The 22389-nt window shown below is 44.4% G+C and carries 23 protein-coding genes; 6 read left to right on the top strand and 17 right to left on the bottom strand.

Annotated elements, in window-relative coordinates; genetic code table 11:
• Window positions 1–218: 218 nt before the first annotated feature.
• The 6 genes from P156_RS12255 to P156_RS12935 form a co-directional block, all read right to left on the bottom strand.
• On the bottom strand, window positions 219–677 hold the full coding sequence (locus P156_RS12255; protein ID WP_034802464.1) for a VanZ family protein: 459 nt from the start codon (window positions 675–677) through the stop codon (window positions 219–221).
• A 235-nt stretch (window positions 678–912) separates the two neighbouring features.
• The gene (locus P156_RS0108790; protein ID WP_027869793.1) at window positions 913–2289 is read right to left on the bottom strand and encodes a sodium:alanine symporter family protein; all 1377 of its coding nucleotides are present in this window, start codon (window positions 2287–2289) and stop codon (window positions 913–915) included.
• Window positions 2290–2452: 163 nt separating this feature from the next.
• Entirely contained in the window at window positions 2453–3481 is a 1029-nt protein-coding gene (locus P156_RS12250; protein WP_051600872.1) for a glycosyltransferase, read from the bottom strand.
• A 4-nt stretch (window positions 3482–3485) separates the two neighbouring features.
• A complete protein-coding gene (locus tag P156_RS0108780) occupies window positions 3486–4703 on the bottom strand; it encodes a Fic family protein (protein ID WP_034802461.1) in 1218 nt (405 codons plus the stop codon).
• A gap of 281 nt (window positions 4704–4984) precedes the next feature.
• Window positions 4985–5491 carry a nitroreductase family protein gene (locus P156_RS0108775; protein WP_027869791.1) on the bottom strand — a complete coding sequence of 169 codons (507 nt, stop codon included), beginning with the start codon at window positions 5489–5491 and terminating at the stop codon, window positions 4985–4987.
• Complete coding sequence (locus P156_RS12935; RefSeq protein WP_051600871.1) at window positions 5492–5980, bottom strand: VanZ family protein; 489 nt, start codon at window positions 5978–5980, stop codon at window positions 5492–5494.
• Between the two features lie 358 nt (window positions 5981–6338).
• Between P156_RS12935 and P156_RS12930 the strand changes: the two genes are divergently transcribed.
• Complete coding sequence (locus tag P156_RS12930) at window positions 6339–6578, top strand: hypothetical protein (RefSeq protein ID WP_185752189.1); 240 nt, start codon at window positions 6339–6341, stop codon at window positions 6576–6578.
• A 21-nt stretch (window positions 6579–6599) separates the two neighbouring features.
• On the opposite strand, the gene P156_RS12925 is transcribed toward P156_RS12930, so the two are convergent.
• Window positions 6600–7226 carry a transposase gene (locus tag P156_RS12925; protein ID WP_051600869.1) on the bottom strand — a complete coding sequence of 209 codons (627 nt, stop codon included), beginning with the start codon at window positions 7224–7226 and terminating at the stop codon, window positions 6600–6602.
• 384 nt (window positions 7227–7610) lie between these two features.
• Between P156_RS12925 and istA (P156_RS0108760) the strand changes: the two genes are divergently transcribed.
• The 3 genes from istA (P156_RS0108760) to P156_RS0108750 are packed head-to-tail and all read left to right on the top strand — an operon-like array spanning window position 7611 to window position 10132.
• Window positions 7611–9164 (top strand): IS21 family transposase, encoded by a 1554-nt coding sequence (istA, locus tag P156_RS0108760; protein ID WP_027869790.1) that lies wholly within the window; start codon window positions 7611–7613, stop codon window positions 9162–9164.
• Window positions 9157–9945, top strand: coding sequence for an ATP-binding protein (locus P156_RS0108755; RefSeq protein WP_027869789.1), 789 nt, complete (start codon window positions 9157–9159; stop codon window positions 9943–9945). Before istA (P156_RS0108760) ends, P156_RS0108755 begins: the two co-directional genes overlap by 8 nt.
• Window positions 9935–10132: a hypothetical protein gene (locus tag P156_RS0108750; protein WP_027869788.1), complete on the top strand. Its 198-nt coding sequence runs from the start codon at window positions 9935–9937 to the stop codon at window positions 10130–10132. Before P156_RS0108755 ends, P156_RS0108750 begins: the two co-directional genes overlap by 11 nt.
• 237 nt (window positions 10133–10369) lie before the next feature.
• Here the strand turns inward: P156_RS0108750 and P156_RS12235 are convergent, their stop codons facing one another.
• A complete protein-coding gene (locus P156_RS12235) occupies window positions 10370–11005 on the bottom strand; it encodes a sugar nucleotidyltransferase (RefSeq protein WP_255344222.1) in 636 nt (211 codons plus the stop codon).
• Window positions 11006–11136: 131 nt separating this feature from the next.
• Between P156_RS12235 and istA (P156_RS12230) the strand changes: the two genes are divergently transcribed.
• The gene (gene istA, locus P156_RS12230) at window positions 11137–12498 is read left to right on the top strand and encodes an IS21 family transposase (protein ID WP_034802110.1); all 1362 of its coding nucleotides are present in this window, start codon (window positions 11137–11139) and stop codon (window positions 12496–12498) included.
• Window position 12499: 1 nt separating this feature from the next.
• Complete coding sequence (istB, locus tag P156_RS0108735; protein ID WP_027868809.1) at window positions 12500–13246, top strand: IS21-like element helper ATPase IstB; 747 nt, start codon at window positions 12500–12502, stop codon at window positions 13244–13246.
• Window positions 13247–13654: 408 nt separating this feature from the next.
• Here the strand turns inward: istB and P156_RS0108730 are convergent, their stop codons facing one another.
• From P156_RS0108730 to P156_RS0108690, 9 genes are all read right to left on the bottom strand, one after another.
• Complete coding sequence (locus P156_RS0108730) at window positions 13655–14101, bottom strand: hypothetical protein (protein ID WP_027869787.1); 447 nt, start codon at window positions 14099–14101, stop codon at window positions 13655–13657.
• Between the two features lie 2 nt (window positions 14102–14103).
• Entirely contained in the window at window positions 14104–14355 is a 252-nt protein-coding gene (locus P156_RS0108725) for a hypothetical protein (protein WP_027869786.1), read from the bottom strand.
• Window positions 14356–14477: 122 nt separating this feature from the next.
• Window positions 14478–15410, bottom strand: coding sequence for a uridine diphosphate-N-acetylglucosamine-binding protein YvcK (yvcK, locus tag P156_RS12225; protein WP_034802458.1), 933 nt, complete (start codon window positions 15408–15410; stop codon window positions 14478–14480).
• A 51-nt stretch (window positions 15411–15461) separates the two neighbouring features.
• On the bottom strand, window positions 15462–16595 hold the full coding sequence (gene wecB, locus P156_RS0108715; RefSeq protein WP_034802455.1) for a non-hydrolyzing UDP-N-acetylglucosamine 2-epimerase: 1134 nt from the start codon (window positions 16593–16595) through the stop codon (window positions 15462–15464).
• Window positions 16596–16666: 71 nt separating this feature from the next.
• A complete protein-coding gene (locus P156_RS0108710; RefSeq protein ID WP_027869784.1) occupies window positions 16667–17521 on the bottom strand; it encodes a sugar nucleotide-binding protein in 855 nt (284 codons plus the stop codon).
• 17 nt (window positions 17522–17538) lie between these two features.
• A complete protein-coding gene (locus P156_RS0108705; RefSeq protein ID WP_027869783.1) occupies window positions 17539–18576 on the bottom strand; it encodes a polysaccharide biosynthesis protein in 1038 nt (345 codons plus the stop codon).
• A gap of 10 nt (window positions 18577–18586) precedes the next feature.
• Window positions 18587–20017 carry a hypothetical protein gene (locus P156_RS0108700; RefSeq protein ID WP_027869782.1) on the bottom strand — a complete coding sequence of 477 codons (1431 nt, stop codon included), beginning with the start codon at window positions 20015–20017 and terminating at the stop codon, window positions 18587–18589.
• A 40-nt stretch (window positions 20018–20057) separates the two neighbouring features.
• The gene (locus tag P156_RS12920) at window positions 20058–21287 is read right to left on the bottom strand and encodes a glycosyltransferase (protein WP_027869781.1); all 1230 of its coding nucleotides are present in this window, start codon (window positions 21285–21287) and stop codon (window positions 20058–20060) included.
• The gene (locus P156_RS0108690) at window positions 21284–22381 is read right to left on the bottom strand and encodes a hypothetical protein (protein ID WP_185752188.1); all 1098 of its coding nucleotides are present in this window, start codon (window positions 22379–22381) and stop codon (window positions 21284–21286) included. The genes P156_RS12920 and P156_RS0108690 overlap by 4 nt, the downstream gene beginning before the upstream one ends.
• Between the last annotated feature and the right edge of the window lie 8 nt (window positions 22382–22389).

Here is a 22389-nt window from a genome sequence, read left to right as displayed (position 1 = left end):
TTCCACACGACTATAATTCCACATATCAGCTTTGAACTCCAAAAATGTCGAAATAATCATTCCACACATCACCTTACGAATGTCCTAACCTCCCTCGTAAGCAAGGATCCTTTCTCTGGCTACTTTGTCTCGCCCATTACAGAACGACCCCATCCTTGAAGATCGAGATCTCCCGGTAGCCGTTGTTCTCGATGATGTTCTCCAGCGTGCATATGTAATCATCCACGATCCATCCCCCCTTTTCGCCGCCTCATCAGCCGCATCACCACCACACCGCACAGCACACCCGCCGCGTCGATGCACACGTCTCGCAGCTCGCCGCTCCGGCCCGGCACGAACAACTGGTGAAACTCATCCGTCATGGCGTACAGCGTGCCCAGCGCCCAGGCGAGCCCAGCGTCCAGCCCCGGCTTGCGGCGAAGGTTCTCGCGACAGTCCCAGACGTTCACCAGCAGGCACATCCCCAGGACGAGGTACTCCGCGAAGTGCGCCCCTTTTCGCACCACAAAGCCTACCTGCCCTGGCTCCGCGTCCAGCAGCCCGGAGAGCACCCTGACGATCAGGTTGCTCTCTGCCCCCGACACGTGCCCCGGCAGGGCCGACTGCAGGAAGATAAACGCCATCATCAAGATGGTGAGAAGGATATGAAATTGCGGACGTGAGAAAATGTGTTTCATGGTTGTGTAGACCTCAATTTACTTCCAATACAAATCAAGTATACACGGTCTCCACTAACGCCGAACAAACGCTGCGCTTCTGCCACAAAAACCAGTACAACTGGTTCCTTCACGGCGACAAAGCCGCATCATGCCGAGTCGCGGATAGCCGCGATCAACCGCTTACAAACGCTCCTTTCCATAATCAAAGGCTCTCCCATCCGGGAGAGCCTCCTCTCTGTCGTTACGAATTATGCTATTTCAGGCGATCCGGGTGTTGGCCCGGCGGATACTCGGCGGCCACCTTCAGGACTGTCCCCGACAGGAACAGGAGCCCCATCAGGTTAGGCAGCACCATCAGCCCGTTGAAGCAATCGGCCATATCCCAGATCAACTGGACGTCTGCGAGAGAACCAAGCGCCACGCAGACGCAGACCAGCGCCGCATAGACCTTGGTCGCATTCTCACCAAAGATGAAGATGACATTGGCCTCTCCAAAGAAATACCAGCCCACGATCGTCGAAAATGCAAAGAAGAACATGCAGATAGCGATGAATACATGCCCGAAGACACCGTATAGCGACGAGAAGGCCTCCTGCGTCAGCGCGATCCCCTGCAGAGAACCGTCTGGAGTGATAGACTTGGTGATGATGATCACAAACGCCGTCAGGTTCAGGATGATAAACGTGTCGATGAATACACCCATCATGGCAACATAACCCTGCTCCGCCGGATGCTTGACCTTGGCTACCGCATGCGCGTGCGGGGTGGATCCCATACCCGCCTCGTTGGAAAACAGTCCGCGGGCGACACCTTTCTTCATGGCGATCTGAACAGTGGCGCCAGCCACGCCTCCACTGGCGGACTGCGGGGAGAACGCTCCTACCACGATCTCCTTGAAGACATATGGGATGTACTGGAAGTTCGCGATGATCACGATCAGCGCGCCAAGGATGTAGAACGCTGCCATGATCGGCACGACTGTCTCCGCGACCTTGGCAATTCGCTTGACGCCGCCCAGAAAGACGATCAGCGACAGGACAGCCATCAAAACTCCCAACACGATGGAAGGAATGCCGAAGGCATTGTGAAATGCGCTGGCAATGGAGTTGGACTGCACGGCCGTGCCCATGAACCCAAGCGCAAAGATCACAAAGATCGCAAACATAGTCGCCAGGACCTTCCCGAAGGTTCCACGAAACGCCCCCATGATATAGTAGACCGGGCCGCCGGTGACCCTTCCGTCCGGCAAGACCTTCTTGAACTTCTGGGCCATGGTGGCCTCAGCGAAGATCGTGGCCATACCGAAGAAAGCACTGACCCACATCCAGAAGATGGCTCCTGGTCCTCCGACCGCGATGGCCGTGGCGGCACCAGCCAGATTTCCCGTTCCGACCTGCGCTGCAATGGAAGTCGCCAACGCCTGGAAGGAAGACATTCCGTCATTTCCGGCCTCACCGCCGCGATGGAACAACCCTCCAAAGGTACGTCGGAAGCCTTCTCCAAATCCTCGGATCTGAATGAACTTCAGCCGGATCGTAAACCATACCCCGGTTCCTACGAGCACGAACAATAACAAATAGTCCCATAACAATCCATTCACAAACTGGACTGCACTCTCTAGTCCTGTCATTCTTATCCTCCTAAGCAGAACTTACCAATCCGTACAATCCTATTCTAACCTCTATATCATCCAAAGTCAATTACAGAATATTGATACAGATCAGAAATATTTGGTTTTTCTGAATCGTTCATCCAGAGCGCCATTCCCCTTTACGAAAGTTATTTCAAGTGATTCAATACATCCCCATATCTCTCCGCTTCACTCTTCTATACACCCGATTCATAACATACAGTCCCCGCATGAATACAGGATCCGTCGTCATCGCGCACATGCAGAAGAACTTTTGCTTCTTCTTGGCCCGATCATTGCATAACAACTCCCGCCTGTGTTCCGCGGCGAACCGCTGCATCTCCTTCAGCACAGGCTTGGCGCTTTTCTTTTCTTCTCTGGTGAATCTGGAATACCACAGCCACATATATCCGATTGCGTTCATACATGGCCCCACCGCCAGCGTCCCGTACTTTTCAGAGTATCGGCACAGATCCTTGTAGCACTTGCGATACGCCCACCAGTAGTCGCTCATATTCATCAAGTCGTAGGATCTGCATATGCTGCCAGCCCTGACCCTGTAGTGCACCAGTACCTCCGGGATGCACACGACCCGCTCCGCTTTCATCATCAGTCGATAGGTCGTGGCAATGTCTTCGTAATACCGTCCCTCGGGGTATCTGATGTCTGAGAACAAAGCCCTCCTGTACAGTTTATTCCATGCCACGTTACCGATGTACGGCTTTGTCAAAAAGGCCAGCATGATGTCATCCCCGGCGTGGAGAAGCAGATCCCTATACTCTTGAGAATCCTCCTTATGTCCGCGATAATCATAGCTATAGCGACAACATACGATATCGGAATCATATGACTCTGCAGTTTCAACCATTCGCTGGAGGAAGTCCTCCTCTATCCAGTCATCGCTATCCAGGAATGCGACGTAGTCACCAGTCGCTTTCTCCAGTCCGAGGTTCCGCGCAGCCGAGAGTCCACGATTCTCCGTATGGAACACCTGGATTCTGACATCCCTCTCCGCATATGCATCACAAAGCCTTCCGCCCCCATCTGTCGATCCATCGTCTATAACGATAATCTCAACGTCCTTGAATGTTTGCGACAAAACGCTGTCCAGACAATGGTCAAGAAAAGCCAATACATTATATACCGGAATGATAAGTGATACTTTCGGTTTTTTCTCTCGGCAGTCATTCATAATATTAATTCCTGGTCATCCGCATTATTGTTTCAAGTTTTAACTGGTAGAACTTATTTGAATCACGTCTTTCTGTAATTAGCAGATTGTGCTTATCAATATCATTCAAACGCTTTTGCAGGGTCGGTCTGGAAATTCTCAAGTATTCCAACAGCTCTCTTGTTGGGATTCCAATCTCAGAAAACAATGATGCCTGCAATAAAATGTAATACAACTGGCTATATTTCTCGTCCTTGCCATATGGCAAAGATGGAAGTTGTTCATTTAATACTTCCAAACGGTGAGCTCTTTCGCTAAGCCCGCTTTTAAGATTCTCTGCCGATTCTTTTATAAACTCCAGGTATGTGAAGATAAAAGGCGTTATATCACCTTTGTTAATCTCTTCATTCACTATTTTAAAACTCTTATAATACCTATTGATATTTTCTTTGATCGTATATGACAAGCGATAACCCATGATTGGTTCAAGCGTATTTGCAAGATAATAGCTGCTTATAAATCTGTTTAATCTCCCGTTTCCATTATAGAATGGGTGAATATACCCAAATAAATAGTGAAATATTGATATCCGGAATAAAGGTTCAATACTCGAGTCGTTCAAGATACTAATAGCGTCATTCATGCTTGTTATAATCCTATCCTCCGGATTTATACCGTGGTGGATTACCTTCTGGGTTGAATCCACCACATCTACTGGATCCTTTCTGAAAAGCACTCCATCAGGTTTATCGTTAGGATTTTCTTCAATTATTTCCGAAAGGAACATCTCATCGTACAGAAAACGAACGTCTTTACTGTCATTGATAGGAATATAACTCTCGGTGATCAATGCAGTATACTTATTAACAAGCCCGAAGAATCTTTTATCACTTTTTCCGCCGAGATCCTCTAGAATTTCACCAATTTCTTTACGGGTACTATGGACACCCTCAATATTATTTGTAATTACGATCTCATCAATCAAACATTTATTTATATACTGTTTCAGTGCAATACCCGGAAGAGCATTTGTCAACTGGGAAATAGCTTTATCAAGTCTGGAAATCTCCAATACCTTCTTAACTAGTTCAGGTGTTTCCATAAAAAAAGCAGGGTTATCAGCAATCGTAAAATTCAAATGAACACATTCGCTCGAATCAATTCTGGCCTTATACAATGCCTCATATTCATCCTTATGGTCATAATATAGACTTTTAAGTAATTCGTATTCTTTGCTTTTCAAAATAACACCTCCTTTTTTCTATATACACAACATTATAGAAGGATATATTTTAAATTTCAAGTATTTTTTAAATCACTATCTCCATTTTTTGTATTCATTCCAAATAAATACGCATAATTTTAAATTCTATCGTTATTCCTCCACAAATTGAGGATTGTCAATCCCGCTCATTGTCAAGATCATGGAAACCAAGAAAGCCGTGAAGGTCAAATAGACAACAGAAGATGCGAAGAAAAACAGACCTCCGAGGAGTTTTCGGGGGTCTGTTTTGTCAGTTCGGTTTACATCCTGTCCCTCGCAGTCACTTCCTCCAGGGACTTCTTCTCTGACCGCTGTCCCGGTTCTGCGGGATACCCCAGCGGTGCTACAGCGATAACCACATAATCCTCAGGGATATTCAGAAGCGCCCTCACCTTATCCGGCTCGAACCATCCCAGCCAGCAGAACTGCATCCCCAGGGAAACTGCCTCCAGCGTCATATATGACATGGCGATAGCGCCATCCATGCTTCTTGCGCTCTGACCGCAGATCATGGTCCTGTCTCCGGATGCACACTCAACCAGCACTGCCGGCGCCGTGGCGATCCATTTCTGATTCTTGCAGGCTCCCACCAGCTGCTGGATTAGTTCCTCATCCGTTACTATGATGTGTTTGTTCAGCTGTTGATTACTAGCCGTCGGTGCAAGTCTGCCCGCCTCCAGGATCCGCTGAATCGATTCCTCGTCCAGTTTCTTCGGTGCATACTTCCGTACACTATACCTTGCCTTGATAGCTTCCATTACTTCCATCTAATCGTCTCCTTTCTTGTCTCTCCGCCTCTCGGCAATAATACTCATAACTACCACGCCGCACAGCACCCCCGCGGCATCGATGCAGACATCCAGCACCTCGCCGCTTCGGCCCGGCACCAGGGTCTGATGGAACTCATCCGTCACGGCATAAATAGTCCCAACGGCCCAGGCAATCCCGCAGTCTGCGATCACGCTCCTGCGCCGTCCCCGGGTCCTCTGACCTTCCCTGCTCTTCCGCAGGTCCAGGACATTCACCATCAAACAAAGCCCAAGCACCAGGTATTCTGCAAAATGTGCCAGTTTCCTCACCAACCGGTCGATAGTAAACAGATCTCCATCCGTAAGTTGCACGATGGGCTGGACACTGCTGTTGCTGACTTCCGCAGACAGGTCTCCCGGCAAAGCCGACTGGATGAAAATCAGGGCCATGACCAGGATGGTTAAGAGGATATGGAATTGTGGGCGGTGGATAATTGTTTTTCTCATATGACTATTATTCCTTAGAACTTTTTTACCTCTAGCCTATCCGTTTTTAGTGTACGCAAATATGTCTCTTACTTTCGATCATCGTATTCGAAGTTTACACACCCACAATACGGACATTTAATATATCCATCCGGATTGTTTCCATTCTCCCATGGAGCTGTATATTCACCTCCACTTAATGACTGTCCACAGTTCATACACGTCTTACTACTCTTACTATTATTGATTTTCCTTCAGACTCATGTCCTACATATCTGACCGGAACAGAGTAGGTGTTCGTTTTGAAACGTACTGTAGAAAATGCATTCACACGCGAAGAGACGCATTTCGCAGTTTCAAATACATATTGCGGCAGGTCATGCAGAAGGACCTGTTCTTCCCGGAACAGTTCGCCTACAGAGGCATGTCTGCCACGAATGGTGTGATCTTCGTATCGAAGACACCGTTCCAGAAGCAGTTGGTTCAATTCGTCGATGGATTCTACCCTTGGTACAGGGACGCATATATTGCGGCGTGCCCATCCGACGAGGCCTTCTACAAGGCCCTTTTCGTGCCCTTCTGCAGGATTACAGAACACGGCATCGAACCCGTAGTGTGAGCTGAGCATGGAGTATCCATCCTACAATTTGGCTTGTTTGCCGAAGTCATCTTTTACAGCAACTTTTCCGTTATCGAAGATGACTCTCGACGTCGAGCCGCCAAACACATGGAAGGTCTTTACAAACGCGTCCAGGAAACTTTCTTCATTCTGTTTTCTGTATGCGAGCACGACAGGACGACAACTGTAGCATAGCCGTGCGCAGAACAGGTTGACCACAGTTCTTACATCATCCAGGTAAACTGTTGCCGTACCCCAGTCGACCTGCATGGCATCGGCAGGATCAAATTGGAGCGGTATGAATGCTTTTGGCATCTTACCGCGTATATCACGGACTGCGCGTCTGACCGTGGATTCCCCGCCCCGGAATCCTTTCTCCTCGACGAGACGGTCGTATATCTTTCTGGCTGTGTGCTTCTGTTTCTTTACTCCTTCTGCTCGGTCTTCCTCAAGGCATGAGCAGATGAAGGAAAGAACGTCCTCTGTAAGGACAGAAGCCTTACGCTCTGGAGTTTTACGCTCCCATGGGACCTTTTCTCCCTCACAATACTTTTTAACCGTATTGCGAGAGATCCCCATGGATCTGGCGATGCTTCGTTGGCTCTCGCCATCGAGGAACCGCTGTCGGATCTGTTTGTAATCGCTCATTGAAATCACCACCTGTATCACCTCCGAACCTGATATCAGGTTCAGAGTATTACGAAAGTGGCTCACTTTCAAGCGAGCATTATGTCTAAAAGTGGCTCACTTTTAGATTAGCATTTATAATCCGGATCCATGGATCCATCTGACCAACTGTGGAATCTGTACATCGCTTCCCTTTCTCTTCTCTCCGCTTCTTTCAGTATGTTCCTGAATGCGATGATATAATTGTATATTCCGGTGACAGAGACCCATCTTCACGGAGGTTTTGAGCCACTGTCACGGCAGTTTTGAGCCACCTACACGGAAGGAGGTCCATCCAATATTTCAAATCCTCTATAATGATAGCGGCACACACCTGTGTGACTATCATCAAGGAGGTCGATAATTATGGTAAATTATCGAGAAATCCTAAGGTTATTAGACCTTGGGTACACACAGCGGGATATCGCCCGCAGCATCCATTGTTCGCGCAATACTGTCCGGGATGTCCAGTATCTGTCCAAAGAACTTGGCATCAGATGGCCGCTCGATGACAATGTGACGAACATGGATATCGCCAAACTGTTCCATCCGGATCTGTATGGCACTGCCATTTCTCACAAGGAACCCGACTATGCTTACATGCATGCAGAACTTGCGAAGAAAGGCGTGAATCTCACTCTCCTTTGGAGTGAGTACTGTGCAGAATGCTACACAAACGGTGATAATCCGTACATGTATACGCAGTTCTGCGAAAAATACCGTCAGTGGGCAAAGCTCAGCAAAGCAACCATGCGGATCAAGCACAAACCCGGTGACGTGATGCAGGTGGACTGGGCTGGTGCGACCATCCCGATCTATGATCAGGCGGATGGCGAATCGCCCGCATACATATTTGTAGCAGTACTGCCCTGCAGCTGTTATGCATATGTTGAGGCCTGCCCGGACATGAAGTCCGAATCATGGCTGTTATGTCATGTACATGCGTATTCGTATTTTGGCGGAGTTACCCGGCTTCTTATTCCGGACAATCTCCGGACTGGAGTGACCAGCAACACAAGATACGAAACGCTCATCAACAAAAGCTATTACGAAGTCGCCGAATACTACGACACAGCTATCGTCCCTGCCCGGGTAGAGCACCCGAAGGACAAGAGCCTGGCAGAAGGAACCGTAAAGTTCGTTTCTACGTGGATCATCGCAGCACTTCGAAACCGAAAGTTCTTCACGATCAGTGAAGTGCAGCAGGCGGTCAGTGAGAAGCTCGAAGAGCTGAATCACATTCCGTTCAAAAAACGGAAAGGAAACCGCCATAGCGCATACATCGAAGAAGAACGCGATTTCATGAAGCAGCTTCCTTTGACTCCGTATGAACCGGCAGTCTGGTCCACTGCAAAGGTTCCCCTTGATTATCTCATTTCTGACGGAAAAAACAAGTATTCCGTCCCGTATGATCTGATCGGCAAGGACGTAGATATCCGGCTGACAAGGCGCATCGTCGAAGTCTTCTTTGGCGGCAGCCGTGTCGCTCTGCATCCGCGTCAGCAGTCACAGCTTCGTGATCCGATCGTGATCCCGGAGCATATGCCGGAAGCACATCGGAAATATCTATCATACAATGCGGATAATTTTTCCCTTTGGGCCCAGTCCATTGGGCAGAACACATCCGAGGTGGTGCGATTTTTCCTTGAGTCAGGCAAGGAACCTGAACAGGGATTCAAGTTTTGCGCCAGCCTGACAAAACTCGGCGAGAAGTATGGCCATTCAAAACTGGAAAAGGCCTGTGAGCAGGTCTTGAAATACGCAAAGGAGCCTAACATCAGGATCATCACCGCAGTTCTCAAGGGCACACTTAGTCCAAGGGAAACTGCTGGTCGTAAATCAGGTAACAGCGATGGCCACCATGGCATCACACGTGGTGCCGCATACTTCTCAAGGAAGGAGGATGATGACGATGAGTAATCAGTCGACCATTGAACTCCTTCGCGAGATGAAATTTTCTGCAATGGCTTCCGAGTTCATTGCACAGCTCGAGGATCCATCCTCCTACAAGGAGCTCGACTTTGAAGAGAGATTTTCTCTTCTGGTCGATGCCGAATGGAACCGACGGCGCAACAACAAACTGAAACGTCTGATCAAGTCCGCCAGGTTCTCTGCCCCCAGTGCTTCGATCGAAGAGATCGAGTACCATGCAGACAGGAAACTCAACAAGTCTGAGATTACTCGTTTCGCCACCTGCCAGTTTATTGATGATCACCATCACATCATACTGGAAGGTGCCGCAGGCAACGGTAAAACGTACATTGCATGTGCTTTAGGCAATGCCGCCTGCCGGAAGTTCAGATCCGTGCGCTACATACGTATGCCGGAGCTTCTGGATGAACTGAGTGTCGCCAGAAGTCTGGGAACTTTCAAGAAAGCCATCAAAGCCTTCAAGAAAGCGGATCTGCTGATACTCGACGAGTGGCTGATCCGAACACTGGCTCCGAAGGAAGCATACGACCTGCTTGAGATCATTGAATCCCGTTGTGAAAGCGGATCAATGATATTCTGCACTCAATACGAGCCTGCCGGCTGGTACGAGCGCATCAATCCGGACCCGGACAATGACAGTCCGATCTCGGATGCAATCATGGACAGGATCGTGCACAATTCTTACGAGGTCATGATCGCCGGCCGCATCTCCATGAGAGAGCGCCATGGGCTCAAAGCCTCGAGGAAGGAGGCCGCCGATGATGAATAACTGTCCATACAAACCTGAGAACCAAAACTGCAGGCTTGAAATCGATTACCTGGTCCTGGAGGAATCGCTGCGGGAGTCAGAAGAGACTCTGCGGCAGCTCCTGAGCGAGAATCGCTACCTTTGGAATCGCCTGGACAAAATCGAGGAAGTCCTCGCTGCTCATGGTATCTCATTAGCTGATATTTGATATTGCTGGTCATTGTCATGGAGAGTGGATCTCTCTCCGTGACAATGGCTCAAAACCTCCGTGACGGTGGATCTTTTTCCCCGTGAACATGGGTCTCACCGTCCGGAATCTACAATAGTCACACCGAGGTGTGACAGTATCCCGTTTCGCTACCCATATTAACAACCTACATAACATAATAGGCCCCGCCAGTCAGCACCAACAGCACCGACCAGCAAGGCCTAATAATCATACACTCTACTCTTCTCTCCACCCCACTACTTCTTCCAGATACCTTCCATACGCGGTCCCCTTCAGGCTCTCCGCAGCACCCTTCAGTTCCTCCAGACCGATCCACTTATTCCGGAACGCGATCTCCTCCAGGCACGCAATGATCTTCCCGCTCCGCTGCGCTGCGCGGATCTCTCCGGCCGCATAATACAGGCTCTCCTCAGTCCCTGCATCGAACCAGGAATACTCATCCCCCATAGGCACCACTCTCAAAAGCCCCTTCTCCAGATAAGCATTATTGACCGCAGTGATCTCCATTCCATTCTCTTCAGGCCTCCCCAGGTCTTCAGCCTCCAGCTCCCTGACGATATCCACTACGTTATTATCATAGAAATACAGTCCCGGCACGACATAATTCGACTTCGGCTGCCGAGGCTTTTCTTCCAGCGAGATTGCCTTGCCGTTATCATCGAACTCCACCACGCCGTAAGGCCTCGGATCCTCCACATAGTACCCAAAAATCGTTGCTCCTTCTCTCAGGCCATCCGCCACGTTCCGCAGCTTCTGCCTCATCCGGGGTCCATAGAAGATGTTATCTCCCAGCACCAGGCACACCGGTTCATCCCCGATGAAATCCTCGCCCAAAGTCAGTGCACCCGCGATTCCCTTCAGGCTTATAAATGCTAATCTAAAAGTGAGCCACTTTTAGACATAATGCTCGCTTGAAAGTGAGCCACTTTCGTAATACTCTGAACCTGATATCAGGTTCGGAGGTGATACAGGTGGTGATTTCAATGAGCGATTACAAACAGATCCGACAGCGGTTCCTCGATGGCGAGAGCCAACGAAGCATCGCCAGATCCATGGGGATCTCTCGCAATACGGTTAAAAAGTATTGTGAGGGAGAAAAGGTCCCATGGGAGCGTAAAACTCCAGAGCGTAAGGCTTCTGTCCTTACAGAGGACGTTCTTTCCTTCATCTGCTCATGCCTTGAGGAAGACCGAGCAGAAGGATTAAAGAAACAGAAGCACACAGCCCGAAAGATATACGACCGTCTCGTCGAGGAGAAAGGATTCCGGGGCGGGGAATCCACGGTCAGACGCGCAGTCCGTGATATACGCGGTAAGATGCCAAAAGCATTCATACCGCTCCAGTTTGATCCTGCCGATGCCATGCAGGTCGACTGGGGTACGGCAACAGTTTACCTGGATGATGTAAGAACTGTGGTCAACCTGTTCTGCGCACGGCTATGCTACAGTTGTCGTCCTGTCGTGCTCGCATACAGAAAACAGAATGAAGAAAGTTTCCTGGACGCGTTTGTAAAGACCTTCCATGTGTTTGGCGGCTCGACGTCGAGAGTCATCTTCGATAACGGAAAAGTTGCTGTAAAAGATGGCTTCGGCAAACAAGCCAAATTGCAGGATGGATACTCCATGCTCAGCTCACACTACGGGTTCGATGCCGTGTTCTGTAATCCTGCAGAAGGGCACGAAAAGGGCCTTGTAGAAGGCCTCGTCGGATGGGCACGCCGCAATATATGCGTCCCTGTACCAAGGGTAAAGTCCATCGGCGAATTGACCCAACTGCTCCTGGCACGGTGTCTTCGATATGAAGATCACACCATTCGTGGCAGACATGCCTCTGTAGGCGAACTGTTCCGGGAAGAACAGGTCCTTCTGCATGACCTGCCGCAATATGTATTTGAAACTGCGAAATGCGTCTCTTCGCGTGTGAATGCATTTTCTACAGTACGTTTCAAAACGAACACCTACTCTGTTCCGGTCAGATATGTAGGACATCCGGTCAGCATCAAAGGATACCCGGAAACGATCGAGATCTATTGCAATGGCGAATTGATCTCTACACATGCAAGACTTACAGGCAAGGAACAGTCATCATATCACCTGAGTGATTACCTGCCGCTGCTAAAGCAACGACCGCGTGCGATATTCGATGCGGCTCCGGTGAAGCAGAACATTCCTCCCGAAGTCCTGGATCAGTTGCGATCCGAGAAAGGTCGTGACAATGTCATCGATCTGCTGGAATTCATGGCTAACAGTCATGCTGAAAGCAATGACATATCCGATCCCGTGCTCGTCCGGAGTGTTGACCTCCATGAATATGATGCTCTCAGCATCGGAAAGGAGGTGAACTGAAATGATCGACGCATTAGATGAACAGATCAAACTGCTTTCTAAACAACTTAAAGTGCCGACATTTGCAAGATATCGCAAGATCCAGGAGCATGCAGGTCCTGGCAGTTCCTTCGGTGAACTTCTCCTGGAATTGATGTATGCCGAACGGGAACAACGCCAGGAAAACAACAATCGCAAAAGATTGAAACAGGCCAGATTCCCATATACAAAGACGATCGATGAACTGGATCTTTCCCGATATGACGGTAAAATATCCGACTTGTTTCTCAGTGAACTTGCCAGCTGCAGGTTCATTGATGAGAAGAAAAATCTCGTCATGATCGGCAATCCCGGGAGGGGCAAGACCCATATGGCTATCGGCATCGGGCTCAAGGCATGTGCCAATGGGAAAAGTGTCTTGTTTAAAAATGCTGCATCCCTTTCAACTGAGCTGTCAGAAGCCAAAGACAACTACGCTTTGGGCAAACTAGAAAAGAAGATCCAGAAAGTCGACCTTCTGATCATCGATGAAATGGGGTATGTAAGTTTTGACCGTTTTCAGTCAGAACTGCTGTTTAAAGTTATTGCTGACAGAAGTGAGCTTGGCAGTACCATTGTCACTACGAATCTTGCTTTTTCAGAGTGGACAACACTCTTTGAAAACACAGGGCTTGTAGCAGCGTTGGTAGACCGCCTTACGTTCAAGTCATATGTACTCGACATGAACGGGAACTCTTATCGGCTTGACCATTCAAAAGCCGGGGTTTAAATGGCTCACTTTCAAATGAGCACAGGTGGCTCAAAATCAAACGAGCACGTGGATCACTTTCTGGTTGACATTCATATCAGGCTTTCCTGCTCCCGGTACTCTATATGCACGCCAAGTCGGCTTCCATTCCCGAACAAAGCCTTAAAGTGCTCGCTCTCTCCCACTGGTATTATGAGGAGGATTCCCGGATTCCAGCACACATCAACGTTGCCAGGGGATAGAAAATCAGCGGCTTATCATACGCAGGGAACAAAGCCCTGCATACTGGCATCCTCAGTTTATTCTTCGCTCTTTCCGTTGTTAGAATGATACCTTTCATGATTCTCGCTTACCTTGCCGTTTCATTATCAATTATAACTGACTGTCATGATCACTTAATACGGTAAAACTCTATTATGACCATCTAAATCATCTATAGTGACCATTTATAATTTTACCTAAGAGTTTATATTTCTCAGCATCATCATCTAATTCATTTACAATATCGATTAATCTGTTTTCAGAACGAGATTTGCTCAAGCTTTCATAGTATTTCAGTTTATTATCAGATGACTTATTTATGAGTCCAATCATTCCACCCGAAAACAATTCTACAAATCCTCCCGAAGCCAAAGGAAACCACTGCGGAGATCCTTTACACCATGATATCAAAAGCCCGATTCCTATAAAAACTATACCGATCCTTAAAAACCAGATACAGTGTTTTATAATGGTATCGTTATGGCTAAGTTCACTTTCATGATACCTTAAGTAGAGATTATCTTCATTTCGCTTATTTGATACTTTTAGGGAATCATTAGAGGTAGAACCAGAGGTCACCATAATATCTGAACTAGGCCTATTTGACTCATTCATTATTAATTCTCCAGTTCTTCAACGCAGCCAAGCACTAACGGGTTAATAAGTAATGTATTTCCACATTCTCTACAGACCATCGAAACTAATGGCATAAATTGACCCCCCAACTGAATAGATCTGTGTTCGGAAACGCCTACTAATGTAACTAAATCATTTGCTATTTCCCAATTATTCGCTTTACAAAGCTGACATTCTTTAGACTTCCATTTATCATTAATTATACTGATCAGTTGTTCCCTGTTAACCTTCATGTGAATACTCCTATAAATATTCTCCAATATGAATACTGCTCAAATAATGCTTCACTCTACCCTCTGCAACTGCCCTGAAGTGCTCACCATACGGGTGGCTTTACGTATACCTTACTGTTTCATCATTCAAGAGAACACCAGATATGCTGTTTCAGTTCATCATGTCTGATGCTGCCATTCTCGATCCGGATCAGATCATCTGCGATGATTTCCGCGCCTAACGCTTCCACCTCTGCCCGATCCAACTCGACAACTGATTTATGTTCCTTAGTTCGGTAAACATCGGAAACGTCCAAGTCAACCACACCATTATTGGCTATTACATAATCAGTTTTTCGCTGACCAAGATATCGATCCAGCACCTTAACATGATCACTGACCGAATATCCATCCGTTTCCCCTGGCTGTGACACAAGATTCGAGATATACATGATAGGTGCCTGCGCCATACTCAGCGCCTCCCGAACATCTGGTGTGATCAGATGCGGAATAATACTCGTATACAAACTGCCTGGACTGAAGATAATCAAATCAGCATCCAGGATCTTCTGTATTACCTCTTCCGATACCTTAATGGGATGATCATATGTGAGGTAATCAATGTCCTTGATGTTCTGGCTGACTGCAACCTCTCCGATGCATTCCTCGTCCTCTCCATGCCCAATCAGATCCACTTTCTCAGCTGTCAAAGGAAGTACAGTACCCTTGACCCTCAGGATTTCACACATGTACTTAGCAGCTTGAGTCAGGCCACCCTTCAGGTCTATCAATGCAGCTAACAAAATGTTCCGAACCGGGTGATTATGCAAGGATCCATCCTTGTCGAAACGATAACGAAGCAACCGAACAAAGTCCTCATCCACGTTTGCCATGGAAAGCAGGACCTTACCCAAATCTCCTACTGCGGGAATATCCAATTCTTCTTTCAAAACACCAGTGCTGCTCCCATCATCACTGACCGTGATTATGGCCGTTACATCTATCGGGAACAGTTTCAAACCCGACAAGATACATAATAGTCCAGAGCCGCCACCGAAAACTACAATCTTTTTCATCGTATTATGCCTTAAGACTTATTTTTTTGATACCTTAAAGCATGTGGTGTATCATGATTTTCTCCAAATCATCTTATTAACTATTCCCACATAGCTCTGTATGATTTTGATTACCTTAGTACTGACGTTATTATCCACATATGCGGGTACATCTACCGAATCATCACCGTTAGCATGCATTGAGACAGCTAGATCGACCGCTTGGAGTACCTGCTCGGTTGTAATGCTTCCGATAGTAAAGACACCCTTATCCATGGCTTCCGGGCGTTCTGTACTTGTTCGAATGGACACAGCGGGAAACTTGAAATATGCTCCCTCTTCTGGGAGAGTTCCACTATCGCTTACTACACAAAAAGCATTTTGTTGAAGCTTGTTATAATCAAAGAATCCAAGAGGCTTATGCTGAATAACTCTTTTATCAAACCTGAAACCTCTTGCCTCTATGTACTTCTTACTTCTCGGATGGCAAGAGTACAAGATAGGCATATCATAATTATTTGCCATTGCGTTGACAGCAGTCATAAGAGACATGAAGTTTGACTCAATATCAATGTTTTCTTCTCGATGAGCGGAAAGAAGGATATATTTCCCAGCATCAAGTCCCAATCTCTCCAACACATTACTGGCTTCGATTTTATCTTTGAAATTGTCAAGAACCTCTACCATCGGTGAACCGACCACAAAGGTGTATTCTGGTTTTACACCAGTATCGAGGATATATCGTCTTGCATGTTCTGAATAACAAAGATTGATATCACATGTAACATCGATTACCCTACGGATAACTTCCTCCGGAAGATTCTCATCCTTACATCGGTTACCGGCTTCCATATGAAATACGGGAATCTTAAGGCGTTTTGCCGAGATAACACAAAGGCAGGAGTTTGTATCTCCAAGAACAATTAACGCATCTGGTTTCACCTTCTCCATTAGCTCATATGATTTAGAAATAACATTACCCATCGTTTGACCTAGGTTCTCTCCAACAACTCCAAGATAATAATCGGGTTTACGAATGCCAAGATCGTCAAAGAACACCTTATTCAATTCGTAGTCATAATTCTGTCCCGTATGGACAAGAATCTGCTCAAAGTACTTATCTGCTTTTTTTATGATTCCCGACATTTTGATGATTTCTGGGCGAGTACCCACAATTGTCATCAAGCGCAACTTTCTTATCTCCATATGTCGCTCCTTACATTTCTAACGTAGTTTGTTGCCATCAAAACAATCAGCCAAAATATTGATAAACTATCTCACAAATTATAATGTGGATACAGTGCTTTATGTTCCTTCATCCAATCTGCCAGCTCCGCTATCATACTCTCATAATCTGGAATCTTGTAGTTGAAAGCCCAACGTGTACGTTTCAAACTTTTATCAGCCGCCATCTTATCAACGGGAATGATTTTAATCTTCCCATTACGAAGATATTTATTGAATAAACTAATCAAATCATGCTTAGATATGGTTGTATCTGGAACCATATTATAAAGTCCATATACTCTTTCTTTCGCTGCCGCTTCCATGGTTTTGGCGAGCTGAAGAGTAGTCTGCCCTGTCCATATTGCACTAGTATAACCTGTTACTTCTCCGTGCTGTTGCATAAACCAGTTCATCAGACCAATGCCATTCTGATTTATGTCCGGGCCCACAATGGACTGCCGCATGGTCAAGTCTTTATCATTCTCAATTTCACCTAGGGCTTTTGTACGATCATAGAATGTCATACCATCCTTGAAGTCGTTCTCTTTGTACTGACCTCTTTTACCACTGAACACACAGTCTGTGCTCATATGGATAACCTGTGTATGCGTGCCTTCTGTGAGTTTCGCCAATTGGTGAGGAAAATATGAGTTTAGATATACGGCACTTTCTTGATGTTCATCACATGATTTATTGAGAAGTCCGATGCAATTTATAACAGTATCGAACTTATTGATTCCTACAAGTTCCTTCATGAATGTCGCATCCTGTGCATCTCCTACCACAGAATCAACAAGCATAGACTTGGAAAGGGCAAAGCCAAGGACCTCATGACCTCGTTCCTTCAAATAAAGGCTAATCAGATGACCAGCCATACCATTACAGCCGAGTACTAAGAATTTCATCTATTTCTCCTTTCTTATTACTCTATTTTCAACTGCTCTTGAACATAATCCGTGGTAAGAAGCTTTTTCACAATTCCTTCCACATCTAGTCGGATAGTGTTGTGGCTTGTATACGCTTCCTCAGCTTGAATTTGAACCTGTCCTTTTATAAAATACTTGTCGTAATTCAGGTCACGATTGTCCGCTGATACGCGAAAGTAATTGCCCATATCTTCACTTCTAAGTCTCTCCTCCGTCGTCAAAAGAGTTTCAAAAAGCTTTTCACCATGACGTGTGCCGATAATACGAGTTCCTGTGTCTCCAAAAAGTTGCTGAACAGCCTTGGCAAGGTCTCCAATTGTAGAAGCATCAGCTTTTTGAACAAATAAATCGCCAGGCATAGCATGTTCAAACGCAAATTGCACTAAATCAACAGCTTCGTCAAGATTCATAAGAAAACGAGTCATATTAGGATCTGTAATAGTGATTGGATATCCAGCACGAATCTGATCTACAAAAAGTGGTATTACAGAGCCACGAGAGCACATTACGTTTCCATATCTTGTGCAACAGATAACAGTATTACCTCTCTCGGCAGCAACACGAGCATTAGCTGTAATCACATGTTCCATCATGGCCTTGGATATCCCCATAGCATTAATCGGATATGCGGCTTTATCTGTGGAGAGACATACAACTCTCTTTACACCTGCTTCAATAGCTGCGTGAAGCATATTATCTGTCCCCTCTACATTTGTTTTCACCGCCTGCATTGGAAAAAACTCACACGAGGGGACTTGTTTAAGAGCTGCAGCATGAAAAATAAAGTCAACTCCTGGCATCGCATCAGCAATACTTCTTGGATCTCTAACATCACCTATGTAGAACTTGACCTTTGAAGCATAATCAGCATGTTTTGCCTGTAGCTCATGCCGCATATCATCTTGTTTCTTTTCATCACGCGAAAAAATACGAATTTGACCGATGTCAGTCTCTAAGAAATGCTTTAAAACAGTATTTCCAAATGATCCTGTACCACCTGTAATTAATAATGTCGCTCCACTAAATGCACTCATTTTTGTTCCTCTATCCTTCTCTTTTTAATAGCGTCGTTCTAATTATGAAAGAAACCTGTTCCCTTTTATAAAAAAGAAAACAAATATACAATACAAGATATATAATAAAACCTACCCATCCTTCAGCTCCCCAGTTAGCAATGACGAAAATGATAACCATTATTCCTTCGGAGACGATTCTCACAAGTACTTTTAGCCTGGTTTTATTAGCCAAATGAAGTTCAGCCATGATACATCTAACTGCTTGATTAACTAGTATTGTTAAAACGGTAAGCGTGAGATTATGAAAAATGTATATTGATAAAAACGCAGTAATAAAAGCAATGCAGAGACATATAACATTTACAATCATTAAATCTTTTTCATAACGCAAAACCTGATAATATGTTTGTATGACTAAAGTTACTTTTGAGAGATAAAAACACATGGGAAACAAAATTGCCATGTACATTAATCCATCGCTGTATTGTGGAAGCCAAAGTGATATAATCGTTCTTAATGGATAATAAAAAACTAGTATTCCAAATGAAACGATCGCCAGCAAATCACATATTCTATAATAAATTGTTTCTAACCTTTCTTTATCAATCGTTCTTAACGTTGGAAATAGGACAACAGCAACCGCACTTATGAAAGTAATAAAAAAATTGGAAATACTTAACGTAAGGGATACCTTGCCAAAAGTGGAAATGTCCCAACTAGTTTCAATGCCTTGTCTGATGATGCCTGTTATCAGCATAGATGCAATGTTAGCGAAAACCAATTTGACTCCTGCTGAAATATTCAAGTGAACTTCATGAGTAATCCTTGAATCAAATGGACCATACCCTTTTGAGAAAACAATATCCCGACAGTAAAAAATAGTAATAAACAAAGATATAGCCTTGCATATCGTATCAGCAATAACAAAAATCTTAAATGTTTTTATCCCTATTACCATTGCTAATATGCATGATAGTAAATAAAGAAGGCGACCAGCAGAAGCTGTTATAGAGTACTCTTTTATTCTATTTGTTGCTTGCAGAACATACTGTAAAAATGATCTCATTAGCATAATCAATACATTTGCAGCTACAAAATAGAAAACAAATGCTTTATCAGTATCTTCAACAACAAAAAAGGCAAGAACTGCGATTATAACTGATATAATTGTTTCAAATACAACAAATAATTTGTACTCTGTCGAATATACTTTCTTATCGATAGTTTCATATGGTTTTCCTCCTTCACGTAAAAGGATTCCATCAACCCATCCAAAATGAAGAAAACCCACATAACTTGTATAAAAAAGGTAAAGCTGTAAGTACCCATATTCAGCTATTTTTACTCCAAGGAATCTAGGAATTAGTAAAGTAGTAATTACAGATACAAGCAAACCTATCATATTAGCAGATACTGCATATAAAAATTTTGATATAAAAATTCTTTTTGTAGTCCTCATATTATTACCCAATGAAGATCAATAGATGACATGGAAAGCATCACAATAATTGTGATATGAACTCAACAATCCGCCTTCCCTGACTTAATGGATTTTTAGTATCTTTTGCAAACATGTAAGCTTCAAAGCCTTTGTTTCTAAGTTCTTCCTCAGAAGTGTTAATTACCGCATTAATTGTATGTGCCATAGACTTTACATCTTCATCCTCAAACCAGTATAAGTACTTGTGATAGTCATGTGGTATTCCGGGTATTTTAGTAGTTAATACAGGAGTACCGGATAACATATAAGACAAAGTCTTTGACGGGAATGAGTACTTTGAAAAGGTTTCATCAGATGGTCGTGGATTAACCAAAATATCAGCATTTTTCTGTTCTGTCTGTAATTGTTCAAAAGGTAAAACTCCACCATAATGTATTCTTGGGTCTTCTTTTTCTTTAGCTAAAATAAAAGGCACACTTTCTCCACTTCCATAAAAAACCAACTTTGCATTTGGTATGTCGATGTATTGCATTGTTTCAGTCAACTTATTAACTCCAAATCGTTCACAGAGTGCACCACCATACATTATTGTAAAATTCTTACCCTGTGTTTTGGGTTCGTACTCTGCATTCTCTGTACGAATCACGTCTTCAACAACTATATATGGTTTGTCATGCATTTTAATCAGTTCGCGCAAATAATCTGAAACAAGAATATAACCATCATATTTATTTAGATCCTGATCTGCAAACAAATCAAATAATCTTTGTAATACTGTCTTAACAGGATTCTGTTTCCCCTTAATAGACGTAGCCAACGAAGGATAGTCTGTAACATAAGCTATAATTTTTATCCCATTTTTACTTGCTATTTTACGCGTCGGGATGGAACACATAGCAACAAGCGAATCACAAATTATGACAGAATCAGATTCTGAGTTATTTTCCACCCATGTCTTCACTTCGTCTATTGTATTCCTATATAAATCATACATTCGCAGAAGCGGTGAAATACGAAAAGAAGGATAAATATAGCGTATTCCGTTAATCATTTCTTCTTCTCTTTCAAAAAATGCTTTATCTGTGTTGTTGATGGAGAACGGTCTTGCGGAAATACACGTAACTGTACATCCAAAATCTCGTATTCCCTCAACAACAGCAGAAAAAAGCCGCTGAGATGGATCCAAGGACGCCTTCGTACGTTCTCCGACAACAATATTATACATTTTGTCGCTGCACATTTTTGATACAAATAACACATTAGGACATCCAGCTTTTTTATTATTCATATTGTCTTGCTCCCAAATTTGAAACGTACTTTTCCTTTTAATGCATCATAAATAACTATGAAGAAAAAAAGAAGAAAAGTTGATGGTTGTACGAAGATTTTATTATTTGCAGGAAGATAGAACATCATCGTTATCATAAGTGGCATCATTATTATTGCCGTTTTTTGACATTGGTATACGCATTTTATATAGTACTTTCCCAATATGAGTCCCATTAAAAACATAGCTATTGGGACACCGATATGGGATAAATCATTTGCCCAAAAGGTATATGCTGTATGGAAATTCTTCAATTTCCCCCAAGTCGCAATACTTTCGATTCTATATTGGTATGTGTATTGAAATAAATCAATTCCAATCAAATCCCCCAAATTATTTCTTACAAAAGAAGAAAAACCAGTTCCGAATGTCGGGACCCAAGGTAGACGTGTTGTTAACGAAAAACCATAATACCCTTCACACAAATATACACTTAAATACGCAAACGTAACAAAAACAGTTTCAGGAACATATTGGTTTATTCCTGCATTTGGATCATATTTATTCTCACCCAATGTTGAAAAAGCAAAATTCCCTTGAGTTCTTCCCATGATATTATTTGTAAAAAAAGATAAAGCTAAAAACGCCGCTATTATTGCAAGAAGAAACACAGTTATTTTCTTCCATCCAAATTCTATAATGTTTTTCTTTTCTCTAAACCCCATATTTGTATTTTTCATAAATATAGAGACTGCAACATAAATCGCAAAATCAAAAATCCCCTCATTAGCTCCCGTAATGAATTGTGTTCCCAGGTGAAATAATGAGCATAGAATAATAATAGCCTTTCCTGTAATTGAAAGATTAGAAAAATAGTAGATACCTAATATTATTGCAGCAATCGCAAAGGGGGTACCTATTGTAATTAAAAGAGAAAAAAAAGCCCCTCCACCAAGATTTCCAGCTAAGTGATCCAAATAGTACTCTTCATATTGACTCGCCGGAGAAGTCAGACCATTAATAATTTTCTGATATATAGTAGCGATATTCCAAGTATTAGCCATCCTATACATCATCAAAAAATCGAAAAAGATGCCAATTACCCCTAATGTCATAATCAATC

It is taken from the genome of Eubacterium sp. AB3007, assembly GCF_000688015.1.
In the GTDB taxonomy this organism is placed as follows: domain Bacteria; phylum Bacillota; class Clostridia; order Peptostreptococcales; family Anaerovoracaceae; genus Aminicella.
This window is presented reverse-complemented; position numbering and strand designations above follow the sequence as displayed.